We start from the raw sequence: 19,764 nt of genomic DNA, 5'->3' as shown, positions 1-19,764 counted from the left end.
AAACAGGCCAAAGCGGGCGAAAACTGTGTTTTGTCATGTTGACTTGCACCGTAAAGATCGATTTAATTAGCGCCCGTTGCCTCGGTAGCTCAGTCGGTAGAGCAGCGGATTGAAAATCCGCGTGTCGGTGGTTCGATTCCGCCCCGAGGCACCACATTTTCAGATTAGAGATGTCAGACAGAGATCTTTAGTCAGTACCGACAAAACAATTTCGCCGGCTTAGCTCAGTTGGTAGAGCAACTGACTTGTAATCAGTAGGTCGCGGGTTCGACTCCTGCAGCCGGCACCATTTTTACCCTGCCTCGGTAGCTCAGTCGGTAGAGCAGCGGATTGAAAATCCGCGTGTCGGTGGTTCGATTCCGCCCCGAGGCACCATCATTAAAAGCCCTGACCAGCCGGTCGGGGCTTTTTTGTTTGGCCAGCCCATAGCGCCACGGCTTGTCAGGCCACCGGCCGTTGCCTGCACCTCTGACAAAAAGCGTTACAATCCAGCGCCTTGCCTGCCCCGTCGACTCTGTCACAATGGACTTTGGTTTAACATTCGAGCTACAGCATGTTCCATAACAACGTGGTAGAAGCGCTGCCCAGCGCCGATAACCTGCCCTGGCGCCCTCTGGAAGCACGTTACATTCACCTGGAACGCACTAAGGCCTTACTGATGCTGGTGCTGCTGGTTGTCGCCAGCATTGTCCTTTGGCTGCTGCTGGCTGAGCCACTGCTGCTGTGGCTGCCACCGCTCGCATTCGTCGTGGGTACCGCCAACCTGCTCTATCACCATGCTGCCGTTAAACGCTTTGGTTATGTGGTGCGCGAGCATGATATTCAAAGTATCAAGGGGCTCTACTGGCGCACCCAGACAGCACTGTCTTATTGCCGTATTCAGCATGTCACCATCAACCAGGGGCCCTGGCAGCGCAAACTGGCGCTGGCCCAGCTCAACCTCTATTCGGCCGGCTCTGCTAGTGCGGAATTAGTGATCCCCGGTTTGGATGAACAGCAAGCGCAGACGCTACGCCAGTGGTTACTGGAGCAGGCTGACATCAAGGCCGCCGACCATGACTGACTGGCAGCGTTTATCTCCCTGGGGTGTCGTGTTTTTTGTGCTGTTGAAGCTGCGGCCACTGGCGCAGGCGGTACCCGGGATCCTCGCTGCCGGGGTGTTAGGTACCCGCTACGATCTGAAAACCGTGCTGATCATTGCCGCCGTGATAATTCCTATCTGGTTAATAGCCGCAGCCAGCTTGAGCTGGTGGCGCTATACCTTTTTACTGCGCCCTGGCCGCCTGGAAGTGCGCCAAGGCTTGTTCTTTCGCAAGCATCTGGAGCTGCCAGCCGAACGTGTACAAAATATTGAGGTCAATCAGCCACTTTATTACAAACCATTAGGCCTTTATAACCTGAAGGTACAAACCGCCGGCGCCAGTGGCGATGAAGCGCAGCTGGCCGCCATGACCCAGGCGGGTGTTGAGCACCTGCGTCAAACACTGCTGAACGAACAGCACACGCAACCCGAAACGGCGACCACTGCACCCCAGCCATCGCTGTTAAAGCGTTCGGTAAGCGATCTGCTGATCTTTGGCTTGTGTCATAACCACCTGACCTGGGTGCTGGTTGGTCTGGCGCCGTTTTATGACAACATCGGCAAATTCATCGGCCCCTGGCTGAAAACAGAAATCGACCATGCCGGAGCCGCAGTGATGGCAGTCGGTTTTGTCGTCGCCGTGGTACTGCTCAGTTTGCTATCCATGCTGGCAGCTGTGCTTATCTATCATCCTTACCGGCTTGATGCCGAAGATGAAAAACTGCGGCAAAGTGGCGGCATCATCAATCAACGGCAATTAGCCATGCGCCGCGCGCGGTTGCAATGGCTGAGTATTCGCCAAAATCTGTTAGACCGTCTGTTTGGCCGCTGGCAGCTGACGATGCAACCGGTGCGCGACAATCAACATCAGCGGCAAGGCAAGACCAAAGGCGCCAGCCAAAGCCTGCTGGCACCGTCACTGCGGCCGCACGAGCTGCCCGGTTTGATTGCCCTGGCTGGCGACACACAATTGCGGCAAACAGGTTACAGCCGTCCGGCTCGCTCTTATCTGCGCCTGCTGCTGCTCTGGTGGAGCTTGCTGACGTTGCCGCTGGCGGCGTTACTGAGTAGCCGGGTTGGTTCACCTGGCTGGTTACTGCTGCTGTTGCCGCCGCTGCTGAGTTATCTGCATTATCTCGGCTGCGGCTGGCAGCGTTACGGCAACCGGCTATGGTTACGCCGTGGTATTTTCAGCCGCAAGTATTGGCTGTTGCTGCCCAACAAAACCCAGGCGGTGAGCCTGCGCCAGAGCCCCGGGCAGCGCCGCCGGCAACTGGCCACATTGACCATCAGCTTTGCAGCCGGGCAGCGCACTATTCCCTACCTGCCACTGGCCGAGGCGCAGCAATTACGAGACTGGCTACTGGCCAGCGCCCAGCGCCAGCCCGGCGATTGGCTGTAACCTTGGCGGGGTCGGCTTTGCTGCTATACTGCCGGCCTTCGTTACCATCGGAACACCATTATGCTCGATAACGTCAGTCAGTTACTGCTACGCAACGCCGACCATTTTGCCGGGCAGCGCCTGCTGGTTTGCCAGCCGCCCAGAGATACCCTGGCGGCCGAGCTAAGCGGTGATGTCTACTACCACAGTACTGACTACGTGGCCTGGCAAATGGCCCATGCCAGCGTCGCCGAGCGAGCGCAGTTTGGCCCGGCACCGGATGCCGTCGATGTGGATATGGCGCTGCTGGTCATGCCCAAGAGTAAGGATGAAACCCGCATGTTGCTGGCCGCACTGGCCGCCTTGCTACCCAGCGGTGGGGAACTGTTACTGGCCGGCGCCAATAAGGGCGGCATCAAGTCCGCCTTGAAGCTACTGGCCGGCTTCGGAGAGCCGGTTAAAATTGACAGTGCCCGGCATTGCAGCCTTTACAGTGTCACCCTGACCCAGGCTGTGCCGCCTTTTGCGCTGGCCGACTGGCAGCAACAGTTTACCCTGAGCGTTGCCGGCGAAACGCTTAATGTTGTCAGCCTGCCGGGCGTTTTCAGCCATGGTGAACTGGACGGCGGCACCCGGCTGCTACTGGAAAACTTGCCACGGGTAAAAACCGGCCGCTTGCTGGATTTTGGCTGCGGTGCTGGGGTGATTGGTGCCTTTTTGGCGAAAAAGGCCCCACAAGCACAGGTAGAAATGCTGGATGTCTCTGCCCTGGCAGTAGCAGCCTCGCGGCTGACACTGGCGGCCAATGGCCTTGAGAACGCCACCGTCACCCCTTCCAATGGCTTGACGGCATTGACTGGCCGTTTTCACCAAATCATCACCAACCCGCCTTTTCACACCGGTGTTGCTACCGACTACAGCGCCACCGAGGGCTTTTTGGCGCAGGTTCCCAAGCGGTTGGTGCAAGGCGGCGATCTGGTACTGGTGGCCAACCGCTTCTTAAAATATGAGCCGCTGCTCAAAGCCGGCTTTGCTAAGCTGGAAACACTGGCTGAAAACAATCAGTTCAAAGTGCTCTACGCCCGTGGCTCTGGGCGTTGACGGCGAACCGACAGGCAGTTGCTCAGCTTTCGCGCAAATGGACATCCAGCAGTAAAAAAACCATTGACGGCGCAACAAGGTTGAGTAGAATGCGTCCCCGTGGTGAGCAAAGCTTGCCACAACAATGTGCAGATGTGGCGGAATTGGTAGACGCGCTAGCTTCAGGTGTTAGTGACTTAACGGTCGTGGGAGTTCAAGTCTCCCCATCTGCACCAAAAAAATTCTAAGACCTCGGTAAGCCGAGGTTTTTTTAGCCCGGGACACGGCTTTAAAAAGTCCGACAATATAAGCAGATGTGGCGGAATTGGTAGACGCGCTAGCTTCAGGTGTTAGTGACTTAACGGTCGTGGGAGTTCAAGTCTCCCCATCTGCACCACCTATAAAGACCGGCTTTTTAGCCGGTCTTTTTTCGTCTAAGCTGGCACCATGGAACAGCTCGAATTCTTTGCCATCCCATCCCCTTGTATCGGCGTCTGTCAGGCCGACAACCGCGGCTATTGCCTCGGCTGCCTGCGCTCCCGTGACGAGCGTTTCAATTGGAATAGCCTCACCGATGCCGAAAAGCGCAAAGTTATCGAGCTGTGCCAACAGCGCAAAAAAAGACGGGCCATCAAGGCCCGCCTGCAACAAGAAGATGATCTCTAGAGGTTTTCTTCTGCAAACGAAGCCAACCGCGAACGCACCACACCATCAAGGTAGACACTGGCACTACCAGGAAACTCTTTGAATTTCTCGACGATGTAAGTCAAACCAGAGGTCACCGGGCTGAGATAGGCTGAGTCGATCTGCGCCAGGTTACCCGAGCAAATCATCTTGGTGCCTTCACCACACCGGGTCAGGATAGTTTTCAGCTGACTGGCAGTCAGGTTCTGGCTTTCATCAATGATGACGATGGCATTTTGAATGGAGCGGCCGCGCATAAAGTTGACCGACTTAAACTGGATGTTGGCCTTGTCCATGATGTATTCCAGACTGCCGGTGGGGTGCGCATCTGAGCCATGCAGCACTTCCAGCGTATCGGTAATGGCGGCCAACCAGGGCAACATTTTTTCTTCCTCGGTGCCGGGTAAAAAACCAATGCTTTCGGCAATTTCCGGCGTGTTGCGGGTGACAATCACCTTGTCATAGAGACCGCGCTCAATAACCAGCTCCAGTGCCGCCGCCATGGCCAGCAGGGTTTTACCGGAACCTGCCGGGCCAGTCAGCATCACCAAATCAAGACTCGGATCCATCAGGGCATGCAGTGCCAAGCCCTGATAAATATTCTTCGGGCTCACTCCCCAGGCATGTTGTGCCAGTAACCGCTCACGGCCCAGATCCAACAGTTTGACCTGCTGTTCATTATGCTCCAGCACCCGCACGGCAAAATCGTCGGAGTCGTCCAGCAGGTACTCGTTGGTGTAAAGATTCTCTAATACACCGGCGGCGATGGTATGGATGGTATCCCGGCCATCGACCTGCGTATCAACGTCAGTGATCTTTTCCCACAGGTTGCCGTCAATTTCCTGATAACCCTTAGCCAGGTAGCGGATGTCATCGATAAGCTGGTCAGTACGGTAGTCTTCGACATGACGCAGCCCGGCGCCTTTGGCCTTGAGACGCATGTTGATGTCTTTGGTAACCAGTACCACCTTCGTGGGCGCTCGCTGCTGTTGCAGGTGCAAGGCGGCATTAATGATACGGTTATCCGCCTCTGACCCCGGTACGTGTGCCAACTGCCCCTTGATTTCATGGTCAGCAAAAATGGAAATATGACCACGGTTGCCTTCGACATCGTGGCTGGGCAATTGAATGCCGGCGCTGATCTCCTCCGGCGTGGCGTTTTTAAAAACTTCGTCCAGGGTGCGGATGGCGACCCGGGCATCACGGGATATATCACTACGCCGATCCTTGATGTTATCCAGCTCTTCCAACACAGTCATCGGAACCAGTACGTCATGCTCATCGAAGGAATGAATGGCAAGGGGTTCGTGCAGCAGGATGTTGGTGTCCAGGATATAAATTTTCTTTTCGTCTGGGGCCATAACGTTCTCTCTTACTGACGGCGGGGAAACCCGTTGGTTTCACTAACACTTTAACCATAGTTGGATGACAAAAGGGAGACCAGGATCAATCTCTCGGCTTTTGCCTCGCCGCGGCCACTTGGGTAACATACGCCGCCTTTCACGCCACCGGAGCTGTATTGATGTCATTTGCCCTTGGCCAACGTTATATCGCTGATGCTGAGTCAGAGCTGGGGTTAGGGACCCTGGTTGCCCTGGATAACCGTACCCTGACGGTACTGTTTCCGGCCAGTGGCGAAACCCGCCTGTACAGCCGTAGTGATGCGCCGATAACCCGGGTTACCTTCCGGGTCGGTGACAATATCAAAAGCCATGAAGGCTGGACGCTGACCGTTGCCAGTGTCACCGAGCAGGAGCAGTTACTGACCTACCACGGCAACCGGACAGATACCGACGAGGCCGTCAGCCTGCGCGAGACGTTGCTCGATGGCGTGATCAACCTGAATAAACCGCAAGATCGGCTGTTTGCCGGCCAGCTCGACCGCCTGGACTGGTTTAGCCTGCGCTACCAGACCCTGGAACAGGCGCATCAGCTGTCACAAAGCCCGTTGCGGGGCCTGCTCGGTGCTCGTATGGACTTGATCCCGCATCAGCTTTACATCGCCAATGAAGTAGGTAATCGCCAGGCACCGCGGGTCTTGCTGGCTGACGAAGTAGGGCTTGGCAAAACGGTCGAGGCCGGCCTCATCATTCACCAGCAGCTGCGTGCCGGCCATGCCAGCCGGGTGTTATTGGTACTGCCGGAAAACCTGATGCACCAATGGCTGGTGGAAATGCTGCGCCGCTTCAACCTGGCTTTTACGCTGTTTGACGACAGCCGCCTGGAAGAGGCCGAACATGACAGCGCCAACCCCTTCGATACCGCACAGTTGGTGATGGTCAGTTTGGAGCTGGTCAGTAAACGCCGGGCCCGTTTCGAACAGTTACTGGACGCTGACTGGGATATGCTGGTTGTTGATGAGGCTCACCATCTGGTCTGGGCCGAAGACAGCCCCAGCCGCGAATATCAGGTGGTAGAAGCCCTGGCCCGGGAGATCCCGTCGGTGCTGCTGCTGACCGCAACCCCGGACCAGCTTGGCCACCAAAGTCACTTTGCGCGGCTGCGCCTCTTAGATCCGGAACGCTTTCACAATTACGCTGAATTCTGCCAGGAAGAAAGCCAATACCAGGCACTGGCAGGCGTTGCCAACAAACTACTGGACGGTAGCGAGCTAAATGCCGCCGACCAGCAACATCTGGCTACCTGGGGCGACGACCTGACCCAGGGAACACCAGAGCAACGGGTACAAGCCCTGATTGACCGCCATGGCACCAGCCGGGTGTTGCTACGCAACACCCGGGCCGCTGTACCGGGCTTCCCTGGCCGGGTACTGCACAGCCAGCCACTACCCTGCCCTGACAGCTATGCCACGGCGCTGCGGGTGGGCAAAATGATGGCCGGCAACAAGACGCCGGAACAACGTCTTCGAGAAGCCCTGAATCCAGAGCTGATCTATCAGGCCTTCGAAGATGACGGTGATACCAGCTGGTGCCGCCATGACCCGCGGGTGCAATGGCTTATCAAGCACCTCAAGCACAATAACAATCAAAAAGTGGTGTTAATTGCCCACAGCCGCCAGCAGGTGCAGGCACTGGCTGATCACCTACGCGAAAAAGAAGCACTGCAAACAGCCGTATTCCATGAACAGCTTTCCATCATTGAGCGTGACCGGGCGGCAGTATTTTTTGCCGAGGAAGACGGTGCCCAGATCCTGTTGTGTTCAGAAATCGGCTCTGAGGGCCGTAATTTCCAGTTTGCCCACCAACTGGTACTGTTCGACCTGCCACTAAACCCGGATCTGCTGGAGCAGCGTATCGGCCGCCTCGATCGTATTGGCCAGCGCCAGCCGGTGGAAATTTTCGTACCGCATATCGCCGAGACAGCACAAGCCCGCCTGCTGGACTGGTACCACCATGGCCTTAATGCCTTTGAAGCCACCTGCCCGGTGGGAGCAACACTCTTTGCTCAGCAGCAACAGCAGCTTGTTAGCGCACTGCTGGCAGACAATAACGACGCCATGGCCGCACTGGTAGCAGAGGCAGCCAGCCGCCGTCAGCAACTGCTGGCAGAGCTGGAAACCGGCCGCGATCGCCTGCTGGAGCTGGCCTCACAGGGCCGTGGCCGCGGTGAGGCACTGGCTGACAGCATTGCCAACGTCGACGCTGACCCGGCCCTGCCGGTCTTTTTGACCCAGGTACTGGATGTGTTTGGCGTGGAGCAGGACGACCTGGATGATTACACCCAGTTACTGCGTCCCGGTGAGCGTATGCTGACGCACTTACCCGGTCTTGACGAAGACGGCCTGCAAACAACGTTTGACCGCAACTATGCTCTGGCGCGCGATAACGTACAGTTGCTCAGTTGGGATCACCCGCTGGTGCTGGCTACCATGGAAGCAGTCCTGACTGGCGATATGGGTAATGCATCGGTCGCGCTGTTGAAGAACAAGGCCCTGCCGGCCGGCACGACTTTTGTCGAGCTGGTTTATGTTACGCAAACCCAAGCGCCCAAACAGTTACAACTGGACCGCTACCTGCCGCTGACACCGATCCGATTACTGCTGGATAAAAACGGTAACGATCTGGCCGCCAAGGTGCCTTTTGACAACCTCAACCGGCAGCTGACACCGGTTAAGCGTCATACCGGCGCGAAGCTGGCGGTGGCCTCACAGGCGCTCATCCATGCGCAGATCACCCAGGCAGAGGCCATCGTGGCTCCGCAACGGGAAGCCTTGTTACAACAGGCCCAAGAGCGCATTCAGCAGGAAGTCGGTGGGGAGCTGGCGCGACTGCGGGCATTGCAGGCGGTCAACCCCAGTATTCGTGAAGATGAAGTGCAGGCTCTGGCCCAACGCCAGCAAGACTTGCTGGCGCATCTGGACAACGCCAGCCTGCGCCTGGATATGGTGCGCCTGGTACTGGTGGTAAATGACTAATCGCGGTGCTGTGATTTGATCAACTGGTAAGCGGCCTGGATAGCCTGGGCCCGCTCCTTGGCCAGTTGCTGCATATCAGCGGGCAGGCCTTTGGCCACCAGCTTATCCGGGTGGTGTTCGGCCATGGCCTTACGGTACGCCCGCTTAACCGCGTTCATATCGGCATCTGCCGGTAACCCCAGGGTGGCATACGCTTCGTTCAGGCGCGCCGGCCGGCTTTGTTCCGGGGAGCCACTAAAGCCCTGGCCGGCTTTTGCCATACGGATCATCGCGGCCAGGGCTTTATCCGGCATGCCCAGCGCCCGTACCACCCGTAATAGCACCAGCCGCTCACCTTTTTGCAGCTTGTTATCCGCCAGTGCCAAGGCAATCTGGATTTCTAAAAATAACTGCAACAACTCCGGCTCATGGCCCAGCTGTTCTTTGAGTTGGCTGACAGCAACATCCAGCGGGTAGGCCGGCGACTTCCCTTCCCGAAACGCCTCCTGTGCCGCCTGGCGGCGGCTGCCAGTCAGCGACAGTTTGTCCATCAAGGCACTGGCCAGAGCAATATCATTTTCATCGACACGGCCCTTGGCCTTGGCCAGATGGCCCATCACCGCAAAGGTGGTATGGAAGAACAGGTCGTCCATATCGGCGTTACTAAGGCTTTGCCAATAACGGCCAAAGCCGGCGCCCTGAAAATCTTTTGCCAGGGCACGGTCAAACCACCAGCCCACCACAAAGCCCAAAATAGCACCGGGTAGCCGGGCAAAAGCCAACCCCAGCAATAACCCCAGCACTCTTCCCCAGCGGCCATTCATTGTAGATGTTTCCGTAATTGCGCCAGCCGCTCAGGCGTGCCGACATCCTGCCAGTAACCACGATAATACAGGCCACTGAGCAGCTTCTGCTCGGCCCATTGCCGCAGCAGCGGCCCCAGCGCGCTATGCCCTGGCGCCAAGCCCGTGAACAGCGAGCTGTGCAATTTGGCCAGGCCGGCATAGGTATACTGCCGGGGCGCGTTGTGCACCTTACCGGCTATCAAGGCAAAATCGCCGCCTGGGTGCTGTGGGGGGTTATCTACCAGCACCAGAGCCGGAGCCGATTGTGCCAGTAACCGGGACAACGGTAGTTCACAGTAGACATCACCATTGAGTAGAAGAAACTCGCCCTCACCCAACAACGGCAAGGCCTGGCGAATACCGCCAGCGGTTTCCAATGCCGTACCTTCGCGAGAGTAGCTGATTTGCAGCCCATAGCGGCTGCCATCGGCCAATGCCTGTTCAAGCTGCTCGCCCAGCCAGGCGGTATTGATCACCACCTCCTTGATGCCAGCATCTGCCAGCCGCTGCAGGTGATGCCCAAGCAAGGGTTTGCCACCGGCCTCCAGCAGAGGTTTCGGGCAGTGGTCAGTCAAAGGCCGCATCCGTTCACCACGGCCGGCTGCCAGGATCATCGCTTTCATGGTTGCAAGCTCAGTAACGGTGCCAAAGAGGGATAACGGCGGGCGATGCGTTGAATATGCGCCAGGGTCGGCGCCAGGCTGGCCATATAACCGGGTTTGCCGTCACGGTAGTGCAGACGGCAAAAAATACCGAGGATCTTCAGCTGCCGCAGCAGTCCGGTGTAATCCAGCCAACGTACAAACTGCTGCCGGTCCGTCGTTGCTTGTTGTTGCAAAAATGCCTGTTGCAGCAGTTCTTCTTCTTCCGCTTCGGTCAGGCTGACATAGCTGTCGCGCAATAGTGACGCCAAATCGTAGGTCAGCGGCAGTTGCTGCATATCCTGAAAATCAATTACCGCCAGTTGCTGCTGATGGCAAAGCAGGTTACGGGCATGAAAATCCCGGTGGGCAGGCACCTGCGGCTGTTCAAAAAAGTGCGTTGTCAGTTCAGCAAAGAGGCTATCCAGCCAGTCAGGTGGGGCATCGTGGCCCAAGTGACGCTGATAGTACCACTGGCTAAACAGGCTTTTCTTACGGCTGACAAAAACGGGCGTCAGAGCCGGCAGAGGTGCGCTGAGCTGTTGAATGGCAGCAATCATGGTTACCGCCTGGCGATACCACGGCAGCCTGGCTGTAGCGCTCTGGTCACTGAGTAAGGTGGCACCCAGGTCTTCTACCAGCATCCAGGGAAACTGGTAGTGCCGGATGGCCGGCACTCTGACACCAGAGTCGCGCAACACCTTCGCCAACATCTGAAAATGCTCGGCTGTCTGGCGTTCGCCGGGCTGATAAGCCACCAGCAATCCTTGCCCATGCAAACGCCAGTAACGCCGGCTACCGGCATCGCCGGTCAGGGCTTGGGGGGCCGGCAATGGCTGGCCAAGCTGGGCTGATGCCCAGGCCAGCGCCGCCGTTTCGGGAGCTGATTCGGTCATGGCGGCCACTATAGCCCAATAGCCCGCAGGGGAAAATTGCATTATCATTCGGCTCCTGAATAAAAGGGCCGCCAACGCCAACAGAGCGAGAGCAACATGGGATACAGCGCGACACGCGCACAATACTGGTCGCTGGTAATAACACTCGGCTTGGCCAGTCCGGCTATGGCTGCCGGTAGCAGGGACGACAACAGCAGTTGCCCGCCGGTACCACAGGCAACGGTGAAACCCGCCACCAACGCGCGCAGTGTTGCTGAACTCCCGATCAAGGCCACCGCCAAAACGGCCGAAATGGCCGCGGCTGGCCGTCTGTCACTGGATGGTGATGTCCGCATTCAGCAAGGCAACCGGCAACTGAGCGCCGACAGCGCTACCGTGGATAGACAAAAAGGCCAGATCAACGCCAAAGGTGCGGTCAATTACGATGACGGTAAACTACGCGTCGACAGCCAGGGTCTGGCCGCCAGTACCCGCGATGACAGCGCCCAATTGCAACAAGTGCAATACCAACTGCTGGGAAGCCACGCCCGGGGCAGTGCCCGCTCGCTGCATCTGTCTAAAAGCGAAGGCTTTGTACTAAAGGACGGCAGCTTTACCACCTGCCCGGAGCAAACGCCGGTCTGGCAGTTCGATGCCAGCGAAATCAATGTGCACTCCGATGACGGCTGGGGTGAAGCCTGGGGAGCTAAATTTAAACTCTACGACGTGCCGGTATTTTATTTCCCGTATGTCAGCTTTCCGGTTACCGGCAAACGCAAAAGCGGCTTGCTCTACCCTACTTTCGGCTCCAGTGGCAAGCGGGGCCTGGAATATGCCCAGCCTATTTACTGGAACATTGCCCCCAACCTGGATTTGACCTTCACGCCCCGTTACATGTCTAGCCGCGGGCTACAGCTCAACAGCCAGTTCCGTTATCTATACGGTGATGACAAGGGGCAGTTTAATGTTGAATACCTCGACCATGACCGGGCCTATGCCGGCAGTGATAACACCCGTTACCTGCTTAACTGGCAGCATATCGGCCGCTTTGGTGACCAATGGCGTTACCAGGCGCACTACACCAGTGTCAGTGATGATGCCTACTTCGTTGATATGGGTTCGCGGTTTGGCTCCGCCACCGACACCCAAATCACCCGCAGTGGCGAGTTAAATTACCTGTCTGACACCTGGGACTTTTCTGCCCAGGTGAAGGATTTTGACGTTCTTGGCGCCTATCCAGACCCTTACCAGGCGCTGCCACTGCTCACCCTCAGCCGCCAACCGATCTCGCTCTGGCACGCTTTGGATTTCAGCTTTTATTCCGAATTTGCCTCTTTTTACAATCAAGACCCCAGTAAGCCGACGGCCGAACGGCTGCATCTGGAGCCAACACTGGCCTTTCCGTTGCGGGCACCAGCAGGTGACCTGACCACGGAAATCAAGCTGTATCAGACGTTTTACCAGCAACATCTGCCGAATGACGCGGCCAGCAGCCCCTACAAAGCGTCGGTGTCCCGCACCCTGCCGCAGCTGCGCCTGTACGGTAAGCTGAACTTTGAACGTAATATGACCTGGGACGGCAGCCATTACCGGCAAACCCTGGAGCCACAATTTCAGTACCTGCTGATCCCGAAAAAAGATCAGAGTGATATTGCCCTGTACGACACCAGCTTGCTGCGTGAGGATTACCATTCGCTGTTTCGTAGCCGCCGTTATTCGGGCCTCGACCGTATTACCGATGCCAACCAGCTGACGCTCGGTTTTACCACCCGCTTTTTTGACGATCAGGGCATCCAACGCCTGCGTGCCTCCCTGGGCGAAACACTGTATTTGAAAAATGCCGATGTTGGCCTGACTGGCGATACCGGCAAAGTACAGCGCTCAACGTCGGCTCTGGCCGGGGAAATGGACTGGCGGCCGAACCGGCGCTGGGGGCTGTCGACCACGATGTTGTACGATATTGACGAAAGGCAGCTCAAGCGAGGGAACTTCACCCTCAATTACAGGGTCAGTGAGAACAAGCTGATCCAGCTTAATCATCGTTATGTCCGCGATATTTCGGACAACCAGAATATTAACCAGGCCGGCTTGCGAGTGGCCTGGAAACTGGATCACAAATGGCAGCTGTTCGCCTCGCATTATGAGGACCTGAACCTGCACCGCACCGCTGAGACCTTTGCCGGCGTGGAATACGAGGCTTGCTGCTTTGCCGTTCGTATGACCGTCCGGCGCCGGCTCAATCCGATCTTGTCGGATGGCCCGGAATTCTCGGGACAATCCACCTACGACAATGGCTTTAGCCTGCAGATCATTTTTGGTGGTCTGGGTGGTACCGGCACCAGCGGCGACAAACTATTAAGCAACGGGCTTTTCAGCTATCGTGAGCCCTATTATTTGAGTTACTGAATCCATGACAATGAATACAAAATTGCTGAGTGCCCTTCTTACCGGCGCCCTGCTGCTTGGCCAGGCCCACGCAGCACCTGAACCGCTTGATAAAGTCGCGGTGATCGTCGATAAGGGCGTGATCCTCGAATCTGATGTCAAAGACATGATGCAGCAGATCAAAGCCAATGCACTGCATTCCAAGCAACAGCTACCGTCTGATCGCATCCTTCACACCCAGGTAATTGATCGGCTGATCACCCAGCAGCTGGAAATGCAGATGGCAGACCGTATTGGCCTGCAAATCTCAGACGCTCAGGTTGATCAGGCTATTCGCAATATAGCGTCCGACCAAAAGATGACGGTCGAGCAGCTGAAAAAGAAAATCGAAGCTAACGGTGGCAACTTTGAAAGCTATCGTGAGCACGTACGAACCGAAATGACCATTGGTGAGGTGCGTCGTATCGTGGTGCAGCGCCGGGTTAATATCAGCCCGCAAGAAGTTGATGCCCTGGTCAAGCAGCTTAATAAGCAAGGTAATGAGAATATTGAGCTGCATCTGCGCCATATTTTGATTGAAGTGCCCAAGGACGCCGACGCCAAAACACTGGCTGAAGCCAAAAAACGCGCCGACGAAGTGCTCCAGCGCGCCAAAAACGGCGGTGACTTTGCACAGTTGGCGGTCATTTCTTCTTCCGGCGTCCACGCCCTGGAAGGTGGCGATTTGGGCTGGATTAACGCCAATGAAGTCCCCACTCTGTTTGCTGATGCCCTGAACAACGCCAAAAAAGGGGAGATCATCGGCCCAATCCGCTCGGCAGCCGGTTTTCACATCGTCAAAGTGGATAATATTCGTGGCAAAAAAGTGGTCAACGTTCAGGAAGTCCATGCTCGTCATATCCTGATCAAACCCTCGTTGATCCTCAACGATGAAAAGGCGGAGCAAGAACTCAAGCAGTGGCGCCAGGAGATCCTGGCCGGCAAGAAGAAATTTTCCGCACTGGCAGAAAAGTACTCCCAGGACCCCGGTTCAGCCGCAAATGGCGGCGATTTGGGATGGGCAGATCCAAGCATTTATGCACCGGCCTTCAAACGCGCCCTGTCAAAGCTAAAACAAGGCGAGATCTCTGAACCGTTCCGCTCGAGCTTCGGCTGGCACATTGTGCAGCTACTGGGCCGCCGTACCACCGATGGCACTGCTGACGCTCAAAAAGAACGGGCTTACCGTATTTTGTTTAACCGCAAATTCAATGAAGAAGCAGTGAACTGGATCCGGGAAATGCGCAACCAGGCTTACATTGACATTCTGGATAAGGATCAATGATCCAGCGTATTGCCCTGACACCAGGCGAACCAGCCGGTATTGGCCCTGATCTGGCGGTGCAGATCGCCCAGCAGGACTGGCCGGTAGAAGTGGTCGTCTGTGCCAATGGTGAGTTACTCAAGGCCCGGGCAAAACGCCTGGGCCTGCCGCTGTCTTTGCGCCCGTTCGAGCCCTGGGCACCGGCCCAGCCACAGCAAAAAGGCACCCTGACCCTGGCCCCCTTTGAGTTGGCTGAAGCCGTTGTCGATGGTCAGCTCAATGAAGCCAACGCCCACTATGTGCTCGATACCCTCGCCTTTGCCGGCGAAGGCAATATGGATGGCCGCTTTGCTGCCGTGGTCACAGGGCCGGTCAACAAGGGTATTATCAACCGCGCAGGAATTGCTTTTTCCGGCCACACTGAGTTTTTCGCTCAGCAAGCCAATGCTTCTGACGTCGTCATGCTGCTGGCCACTGAAGGTCTGCGCGTGGCGCTGGTAACCACGCATATCCCACTGGCTTATGTGGCCAAGGCCATCACTCCTGAGCGTTTAATCAAGGTGGTGCGGGTACTGCACCAGGACTTGGTCAGCAAATTTGCTATCAGCGATCCGAAAATCTACGTCTGCGGCCTTAACCCGCACGCCGGTGAAGACGGCCACCTGGGCCGCGAAGAAATCGATATTATCGCCCCCACTCTGGCGCTGTTGCGCGCCGAGGGTATTCAGCTAACCGGCCCTTTACCGGCTGACACGCTGTTTCAGCCCAAGTATCTAGAAGATGCCGATGCCGTGCTGGCGATGTATCACGATCAGGGCCTGCCTGTACTCAAATACAAAGGCTTTGGTAATTCCGTTAACGTGACGCTGGGACTACCCTTTATCAGGACCTCCGTCGACCATGGCACTGCCCTGGAGCTGGCTGGCACCGGCCAGGCCGATCCCGGCAGCCTGCACCTGGCGCTAACCCAGGCCATTACCTTAGCCAGCCGATAAGCTTATGAATGACAATCTGCACATGGGTCACCGCGCACGTAAGCGCTTTGGCCAGAACTTCCTTAACGACGCCGACGTAATAGCCAATATTGTCCGGGCCATTGACCCGCGCCCAGAGGATGTTCTGGTAGAGATTGGCCCAGGGCTTGGCGCCATTACTGAACCGGTGCTGGAAGCCGCCGGCCAGTTGCAGGTCGTTGAACTGGATCGCGACCTGGCAGCACGGCTGCGCCAGCGTGACGGTATCAGTGTCAATGAAGCTGATGCCATGAAGTTTGACTTTGGCCAGCTTTACCAGCCCGGTAAGGCTTTTAAAATATTCGGTAACCTGCCTTACAACATCTCGACACCGTTGTTGTTCCATCTGTTCAAGTGGGTGGACTGCATCAGCCAGATGCATTTCATGCTGCAAAAGGAAGTGGTTGAACGGATGGCCGCTGGCCCTGGCAGCAAACAATATGGGCGCTTGTCGGTGATGACCCAGTACTACTGTCAGGTGATCCCGGTATTACAGGTGCCACCGCACGCTTTCATACCGGCGCCCAAAGTCGATTCAGCGGTGGTAAGGCTGGTGCCTCATCAGCAAAAACCTTTTACCGTAAAGGATGAAAAGAAACTGACGCAGGTTTTGCTGCAGGCCTTTAACCAGCGCCGCAAGACGGTACGTAATACCTTTAAACCTTACTTCAGTGCTGAACAACTCAGTGCCATGGGCATTGACCCGTCAGCACGACCGGAAAACCTCAGTGGCGCGCAGTTTGCTACACTGGCTGACGCTTTGACTGATGCTGCGGAGGCTTGAATGTTACGCCTGCAAATCCATGTGGAAAGCCGCTATCTGGATGATCGTTCGTTGCCGGATGAAGACAAATATGTGTTTGCCTACACCATCACCATTCGCAACCATGACACTCAGGCGGTACAACTGCTGAACCGTTACTGGCTGATCACCGATGGCAATGGCAAAACAACCGAGGTATCCGGCGCCGGTGTGGTGGGCCAGCAGCCCACTATTGAACCCGGCAGTCAGTACAGTTATACCTCCGGTGCCGTGTTGGAAAGCCCTGTGGGTACCATGGAAGGCCACTACGAAATGGTTTGCAGCAACGGTGCCCGCTTCAAAGCCCCTATTGACGTGTTCCGACTGGCCATGCCCAAGGTGGTGAACTGAATGCACTATATCGTTGGTGACATTCAGGGCTGTTATAACGAATTACGCGCCTTGCTGGACAAGGTGCACTTTGATCCTCAGCAGGACTGTCTGATTGCCGTCGGTGATCTGGTTGCCCGCGGCCCTGACTCACTGGCCGTGCTGCGGCTGTTCATGGAATTGGGCGATGCCGCCCGCACCGTGCTGGGCAATCATGATCTGCATTTACTGAGTATTCTCTCGGGCCAGAGAAAAGCCCGCGCCAGTGACCACCTCGATGCGGTTTTAGAAGCGCCGGAACAAGAGCAGCTGATCACCTTTTTACGCCAGCAGCCTCTGGCATTGTGGCTTGAAGACGTGTCGGTTTTGGTTACCCATGCCGGGCTGCCGCCCCACTGGCAGCGCGACGATGCCCTTGCCGCCAGTGCCGAGGTCAGTGCGGTACTGACAGGCCCTGGCTGGCAACAACTACTGGCCAACATGTACGGCAACGAACCGGCTCTGTGGCGGCCGGATCTTGCCGGTTACTCACGGTTGCGGTTTGCCATTAATGCCCTGACCCGCATGCGCTTTTGTCATCCAGACGGTCGCCTGGATTTTAGCTGTAAAGGCAACCCGCAAGCCGGGCAAGACGCCGGCCTGCTCCCTTGGTATGGTTTTCATTCGCCTTTGCCCTACCGGCTGGCCTTTGGCCATTGGGCAGCACTGGAAGGCCAACTCGTGCGCCCTGACATCAAAGCACTGGACACTGGCTGCGTCTGGGGCAATCGCTTGACACTCTGGTGCCCGGAGTCCGATCAGCTGCATCATCAGTTCAGACTTGCCTAAAGAATATCAATCACTTGCCGATACTTTGTAAGAACAGGCACAACAGCTTTTGTTTTCCGGCCAAAAACAGGGTTAACATGGCGTTCTTCGCCGTCAGGCAAGCCTTTTGCATGGGGTGATTGTGTCAAGCATTTGTCAGGGGGAGCCTCAATGAATCTCACCGTCGCCAAGCGGATCGTACTCGGCTTTGTGATCATCACGTTGTTGCTGATCGGAAACGGAGTCAGCTCATTTTTCGGCTTTAATAATATTGAAAGTAATGTGACCCGGGCGACGTCCCTGGCTGTAGGCTCAATCATTAATGTCAGCGATTTACAGCTCAATAGCGCCAAGCTGACCGAAATTGGCCTCAAGGCTTACCATAGCGATAATGAGAAGGAAATTGCTCAATATCAGCAGGATGCCCAACAAGCGGCAACCGATCTGGAAAGCTCCCTGAAGGATTTTAAAGAGCTCATCAAAAACGAAAAGGAACTGGTCACCACCAGCCGTTCAGTGGCGTCCAGTTTCGACGCTTTCAGTGACGCCCAACAGCGTCTTTTTGCGGCCCGCCTAACTGGCCTGAAACTGCGTGATGCAGTACAGAAGCACCGCGGTAATATCTCTGACACCGCCGATGATGCCAGCTCCAATATCCTCGACTTGATTGACTCGGGGGTTCCTGACAACGTCAAAGCCGCGGCTAACAAGCTAGACAACATGTTCATGTCGTTAACCACCACGGCAATTGAATTTTCCAAGACCACCAGCAAAACCAAGGCTAATACCATTGCCGGTGAGCTGAAGTTTTCGCTCAGCGATCTCGACTCCAACCTTGATTACCTGGTACGTAATGTCGGCGCAGATAACAAATTCGTTAAGTCCCTGAAAGCGAAAGTGGACGATTTGCGCCAGCAGATAAATCAACCAAACACCGGTTTTGTTGCACAACAGCAGCAATATTTGAGCGAAAATGAAAAAGCTGGCACCGCGCTGATGGAAGAGCAGATCAATCTGCAAGGTCTGCGTGGCGGCCTTAAGACCCTGCAAAAAGCCGCTCAGAGCATCGCTGCTGACACTAAACAGAAAATTGACCATTCGGTTAGCCGTGCCAACATGGCTACTGGTTTGGTGATGCTGGCTTGCTTGGTGATTGCCTCACTGATTGCCTTCTATGTTGTGCGCTCTATCACTCGCCCCTTGGAGAAAGTCAACGAAATGCTGAAAGTCGTCGCCTCTGGCGATCTGACACAGCGCCTGGATGACAGTGCCAGCGATGAATTTGGCACCCTAGCCCGCAACACCAACAGCCTGATTGATGCCCTGCGCAATCTCATTGACGGTATTTCCAGTGGCTCAACACAGTTGGCTGCCAGCGCTGAACAAACCTCCGCCATCACCGCCCAGACCAAAGTGGCCGTGCAGCAACAACGTAGCCAGGTTGATCAAGTGGCAACAGCAACCACCGAGATGTCTGCCAGTGCCGATCAGGTAACACACAGTGCTACCGATACCCTCGACTCGGTAATGCGTGCCGAGAGCGAAGCTGAGCGTGTTCGCCAGTTGTCAGCCGATACCAAGAGCACCATTCAAATGCTGGCGGCTGAAGTGGAATCAGCCTCTGAGGTGATTAACAAACTGCACAAAGACAGTGCCAACATTGGCTCCATTCTCGATGTTATTCGGGGTATTGCCGAACAGACCAACCTGCTGGCACTCAATGCCGCCATTGAGGCAGCACGCGCTGGTGAGCAGGGCCGCGGTTTTGCCGTGGTTGCCGACGAAGTCCGCACGCTGGCTTCCCGTACCCAGCAGTCGACTCAGGAAATTCAATCTATGATTGAAGCCCTGCAAGCGGGCGCTGAACAGGCTGTGGCGGCGATGGAGCAAGGTAAGTTCCAGGCCGAGAGCTGTGTAGCCAAGTCCAACGAGTCTGATATTGCCCTGACCCATATCACTGATGCGGTTCACGAAGCCCGTGACAAAAGTGAGCACATCGCCCAGGCCGCCAAAGAGCAGGGTATTGTCGCCACCGAAATTAGTGAGAAGTTGTCCTCCATCGTCAATATTGCCGAGGAGAACTCACAGGGTGCAGAGCAGACTGCCAGCTCCAGCGAGGAAGTTGCTCGCCTCTCGGATGAGTTGCGTAACTCAGTACGCCGCTTCACCCTGTGATGAGCAAT

The 19,764-nt window shown here is 56.1% G+C and carries 16 protein-coding genes and 5 tRNA genes; 17 read left to right on the top strand and 4 right to left on the bottom strand.

Annotation, left to right across the window (positions count from 1 at the left end):
- Positions 1-78 precede the first annotated feature (78 nt).
- The 9 genes from WDB70_RS01935 to WDB70_RS01895 all read left to right on the top strand — a co-directional run bounded on the left by WDB70_RS01935 (position 79) and on the right by WDB70_RS01895 (position 4,208).
- Positions 79-154, top strand: a tRNA-Phe gene (locus WDB70_RS01935).
- Positions 155-213: 59 nt separating this feature from the next.
- Positions 214-289 (top strand) — tRNA-Thr (locus WDB70_RS01930).
- Positions 290-299: 10 nt separating this feature from the next.
- A tRNA-Phe gene (locus tag WDB70_RS01925) sits at positions 300-375 on the top strand.
- Positions 376-553: 178 nt separating this feature from the next.
- Positions 554-1,063, top strand: a complete 510-nt coding sequence (locus WDB70_RS01920) for a PH domain-containing protein (protein ID WP_406666069.1) — start codon at positions 554-556, stop codon at positions 1,061-1,063.
- Positions 1,056-2,483 (top strand): PH domain-containing protein, encoded by a 1,428-nt coding sequence (locus WDB70_RS01915; RefSeq protein ID WP_406666067.1) that lies wholly within the window; start codon positions 1,056-1,058, stop codon positions 2,481-2,483. Before WDB70_RS01920 ends, WDB70_RS01915 begins: the two co-directional genes overlap by 8 nt.
- Positions 2,484-2,543: 60 nt before the next feature.
- A complete protein-coding gene (locus tag WDB70_RS01910) occupies positions 2,544-3,563 on the top strand; it encodes a methyltransferase (RefSeq protein WP_406666065.1) in 1,020 nt (339 codons plus the stop codon).
- Positions 3,564-3,691: 128 nt separating this feature from the next.
- Positions 3,692-3,778: transfer RNA gene (locus tag WDB70_RS01905), tRNA-Leu, on the top strand.
- 74 nt (positions 3,779-3,852) lie between these two features.
- A tRNA-Leu gene (locus tag WDB70_RS01900) sits at positions 3,853-3,939 on the top strand.
- 50 nt (positions 3,940-3,989) lie between these two features.
- On the top strand, positions 3,990-4,208 hold the full coding sequence (locus tag WDB70_RS01895; protein WP_406666063.1) for a DUF1289 domain-containing protein: 219 nt from the start codon (positions 3,990-3,992) through the stop codon (positions 4,206-4,208).
- On the opposite strand, the gene WDB70_RS01890 is transcribed toward WDB70_RS01895, so the two are convergent.
- Positions 4,205-5,587, bottom strand: coding sequence for a PhoH family protein (locus WDB70_RS01890; RefSeq protein ID WP_406666061.1), 1,383 nt, complete (start codon positions 5,585-5,587; stop codon positions 4,205-4,207). The genes WDB70_RS01895 and WDB70_RS01890 overlap by 4 nt on opposite strands.
- A gap of 161 nt (positions 5,588-5,748) precedes the next feature.
- On the opposite strand from WDB70_RS01890, the gene rapA reads away from it, so the two are divergent.
- Positions 5,749-8,601 (top strand): RNA polymerase-associated protein RapA, encoded by a 2,853-nt coding sequence (gene rapA, locus WDB70_RS01885; RefSeq protein ID WP_406666059.1) that lies wholly within the window; start codon positions 5,749-5,751, stop codon positions 8,599-8,601.
- Here the strand turns inward: rapA and djlA are convergent.
- Genes djlA through WDB70_RS01870 form a run of 3 tightly spaced genes read right to left on the bottom strand, consistent with a single transcriptional unit; the run spans position 8,598 to position 11,004 of the window.
- Complete coding sequence (djlA, locus tag WDB70_RS01880) at positions 8,598-9,404, bottom strand: co-chaperone DjlA (RefSeq protein ID WP_406666057.1); 807 nt, start codon at positions 9,402-9,404, stop codon at positions 8,598-8,600. The two genes, rapA and djlA, sit on opposite strands and share 4 nt — an antisense overlap.
- A complete protein-coding gene (murU, locus tag WDB70_RS01875; protein WP_406666055.1) occupies positions 9,401-10,048 on the bottom strand; it encodes an N-acetylmuramate alpha-1-phosphate uridylyltransferase MurU in 648 nt (215 codons plus the stop codon). Before murU ends, djlA begins: the two co-directional genes overlap by 4 nt.
- The gene (locus WDB70_RS01870; protein ID WP_406666053.1) at positions 10,045-11,004 is read right to left on the bottom strand and encodes an aminoglycoside phosphotransferase family protein; all 960 of its coding nucleotides are present in this window, start codon (positions 11,002-11,004) and stop codon (positions 10,045-10,047) included. The genes murU and WDB70_RS01870 overlap by 4 nt, the downstream gene beginning before the upstream one ends.
- Positions 11,005-11,058: 54 nt before the next feature.
- Here WDB70_RS01870 and lptD point away from each other — a divergent pair, with 54 nt between their 5' ends.
- The 7 genes from lptD to WDB70_RS01835 all read left to right on the top strand — a co-directional run bounded on the left by lptD (position 11,059) and on the right by WDB70_RS01835 (position 19,756).
- Positions 11,059-13,347: an LPS assembly protein LptD gene (gene lptD / locus WDB70_RS01865; RefSeq protein WP_406666051.1), complete on the top strand. Its 2,289-nt coding sequence runs from the start codon at positions 11,059-11,061 to the stop codon at positions 13,345-13,347.
- Between the two features lie 10 nt (positions 13,348-13,357).
- A complete protein-coding gene (surA, locus tag WDB70_RS01860) occupies positions 13,358-14,650 on the top strand; it encodes a peptidylprolyl isomerase SurA (RefSeq protein WP_406666049.1) in 1,293 nt (430 codons plus the stop codon).
- Complete coding sequence (pdxA, locus tag WDB70_RS01855) at positions 14,647-15,624, top strand: 4-hydroxythreonine-4-phosphate dehydrogenase PdxA (RefSeq protein WP_406666047.1); 978 nt, start codon at positions 14,647-14,649, stop codon at positions 15,622-15,624. Before surA ends, pdxA begins: the two co-directional genes overlap by 4 nt.
- Positions 15,625-15,628: 4 nt before the next feature.
- Complete coding sequence (gene rsmA / locus WDB70_RS01850; RefSeq protein ID WP_406666045.1) at positions 15,629-16,426, top strand: 16S rRNA (adenine(1518)-N(6)/adenine(1519)-N(6))-dimethyltransferase RsmA; 798 nt, start codon at positions 15,629-15,631, stop codon at positions 16,424-16,426.
- On the top strand, positions 16,427-16,795 hold the full coding sequence (gene apaG / locus WDB70_RS01845) for a Co2+/Mg2+ efflux protein ApaG (RefSeq protein WP_406666043.1): 369 nt from the start codon (positions 16,427-16,429) through the stop codon (positions 16,793-16,795).
- Positions 16,796-17,602 (top strand): symmetrical bis(5'-nucleosyl)-tetraphosphatase, encoded by an 807-nt coding sequence (locus WDB70_RS01840; RefSeq protein ID WP_406666041.1) that lies wholly within the window; start codon positions 16,796-16,798, stop codon positions 17,600-17,602. It abuts the gene before it with no gap.
- A gap of 150 nt (positions 17,603-17,752) precedes the next feature.
- Positions 17,753-19,756: a methyl-accepting chemotaxis protein gene (locus tag WDB70_RS01835; RefSeq protein WP_406666039.1), complete on the top strand. Its 2,004-nt coding sequence runs from the start codon at positions 17,753-17,755 to the stop codon at positions 19,754-19,756.
- Positions 19,757-19,764 lie beyond the last annotated feature (8 nt).

It is taken from the genome of Gallaecimonas aegicerasi, from assembly GCF_045291545.1.
Classification (GTDB): Bacteria; Pseudomonadota; Gammaproteobacteria; order Enterobacterales; family Gallaecimonadaceae; genus Gallaecimonas.
This window is presented reverse-complemented; position numbering and strand designations above follow the sequence as displayed.

What these genes read in the sequence shown, in the direction of transcription:
- WDB70_RS01920 (WP_406666069.1), top strand. Translation starts at nt 554, where the DNA reads ATGTTCCATAACAACGTGGTAGAAGCGCTGCCCAGCGCCGATAACCTG.
- WDB70_RS01915 (WP_406666067.1), top strand. Translation starts at nt 1,056, where the DNA reads ATGACTGACTGGCAGCGTTTATCTCCCTGGGGTGTCGTGTTTTTTGTG.
- WDB70_RS01910 (WP_406666065.1), top strand. Translation starts at nt 2,544, where the DNA reads ATGCTCGATAACGTCAGTCAGTTACTGCTACGCAACGCCGACCATTTT.
- WDB70_RS01895 (WP_406666063.1), top strand. Translation starts at nt 3,990, where the DNA reads ATGGAACAGCTCGAATTCTTTGCCATCCCATCCCCTTGTATCGGCGTC.
- WDB70_RS01890 (WP_406666061.1), bottom strand. Translation starts at nt 5,587, where the DNA reads ATGGCCCCAGACGAAAAGAAAATTTATATCCTGGACACCAACATCCTG.
- rapA (WP_406666059.1), top strand. Translation starts at nt 5,749, where the DNA reads ATGTCATTTGCCCTTGGCCAACGTTATATCGCTGATGCTGAGTCAGAG.
- djlA (WP_406666057.1), bottom strand. Translation starts at nt 9,404, where the DNA reads ATGAATGGCCGCTGGGGAAGAGTGCTGGGGTTATTGCTGGGGTTGGCT.
- murU (WP_406666055.1), bottom strand. Translation starts at nt 10,048, where the DNA reads ATGAAAGCGATGATCCTGGCAGCCGGCCGTGGTGAACGGATGCGGCCT.
- WDB70_RS01870 (WP_406666053.1), bottom strand. Translation starts at nt 11,004, where the DNA reads ATGCAATTTTCCCCTGCGGGCTATTGGGCTATAGTGGCCGCCATGACC.
- lptD (WP_406666051.1), top strand. Translation starts at nt 11,059, where the DNA reads ATGGGATACAGCGCGACACGCGCACAATACTGGTCGCTGGTAATAACA.
- surA (WP_406666049.1), top strand. Translation starts at nt 13,358, where the DNA reads ATGAATACAAAATTGCTGAGTGCCCTTCTTACCGGCGCCCTGCTGCTT.
- pdxA (WP_406666047.1), top strand. Translation starts at nt 14,647, where the DNA reads ATGATCCAGCGTATTGCCCTGACACCAGGCGAACCAGCCGGTATTGGC.
- rsmA (WP_406666045.1), top strand. Translation starts at nt 15,629, where the DNA reads ATGAATGACAATCTGCACATGGGTCACCGCGCACGTAAGCGCTTTGGC.
- apaG (WP_406666043.1), top strand. Translation starts at nt 16,427, where the DNA reads ATGTTACGCCTGCAAATCCATGTGGAAAGCCGCTATCTGGATGATCGT.
- WDB70_RS01840 (WP_406666041.1), top strand. Translation starts at nt 16,796, where the DNA reads ATGCACTATATCGTTGGTGACATTCAGGGCTGTTATAACGAATTACGC.
- WDB70_RS01835 (WP_406666039.1), top strand. Translation starts at nt 17,753, where the DNA reads ATGAATCTCACCGTCGCCAAGCGGATCGTACTCGGCTTTGTGATCATC.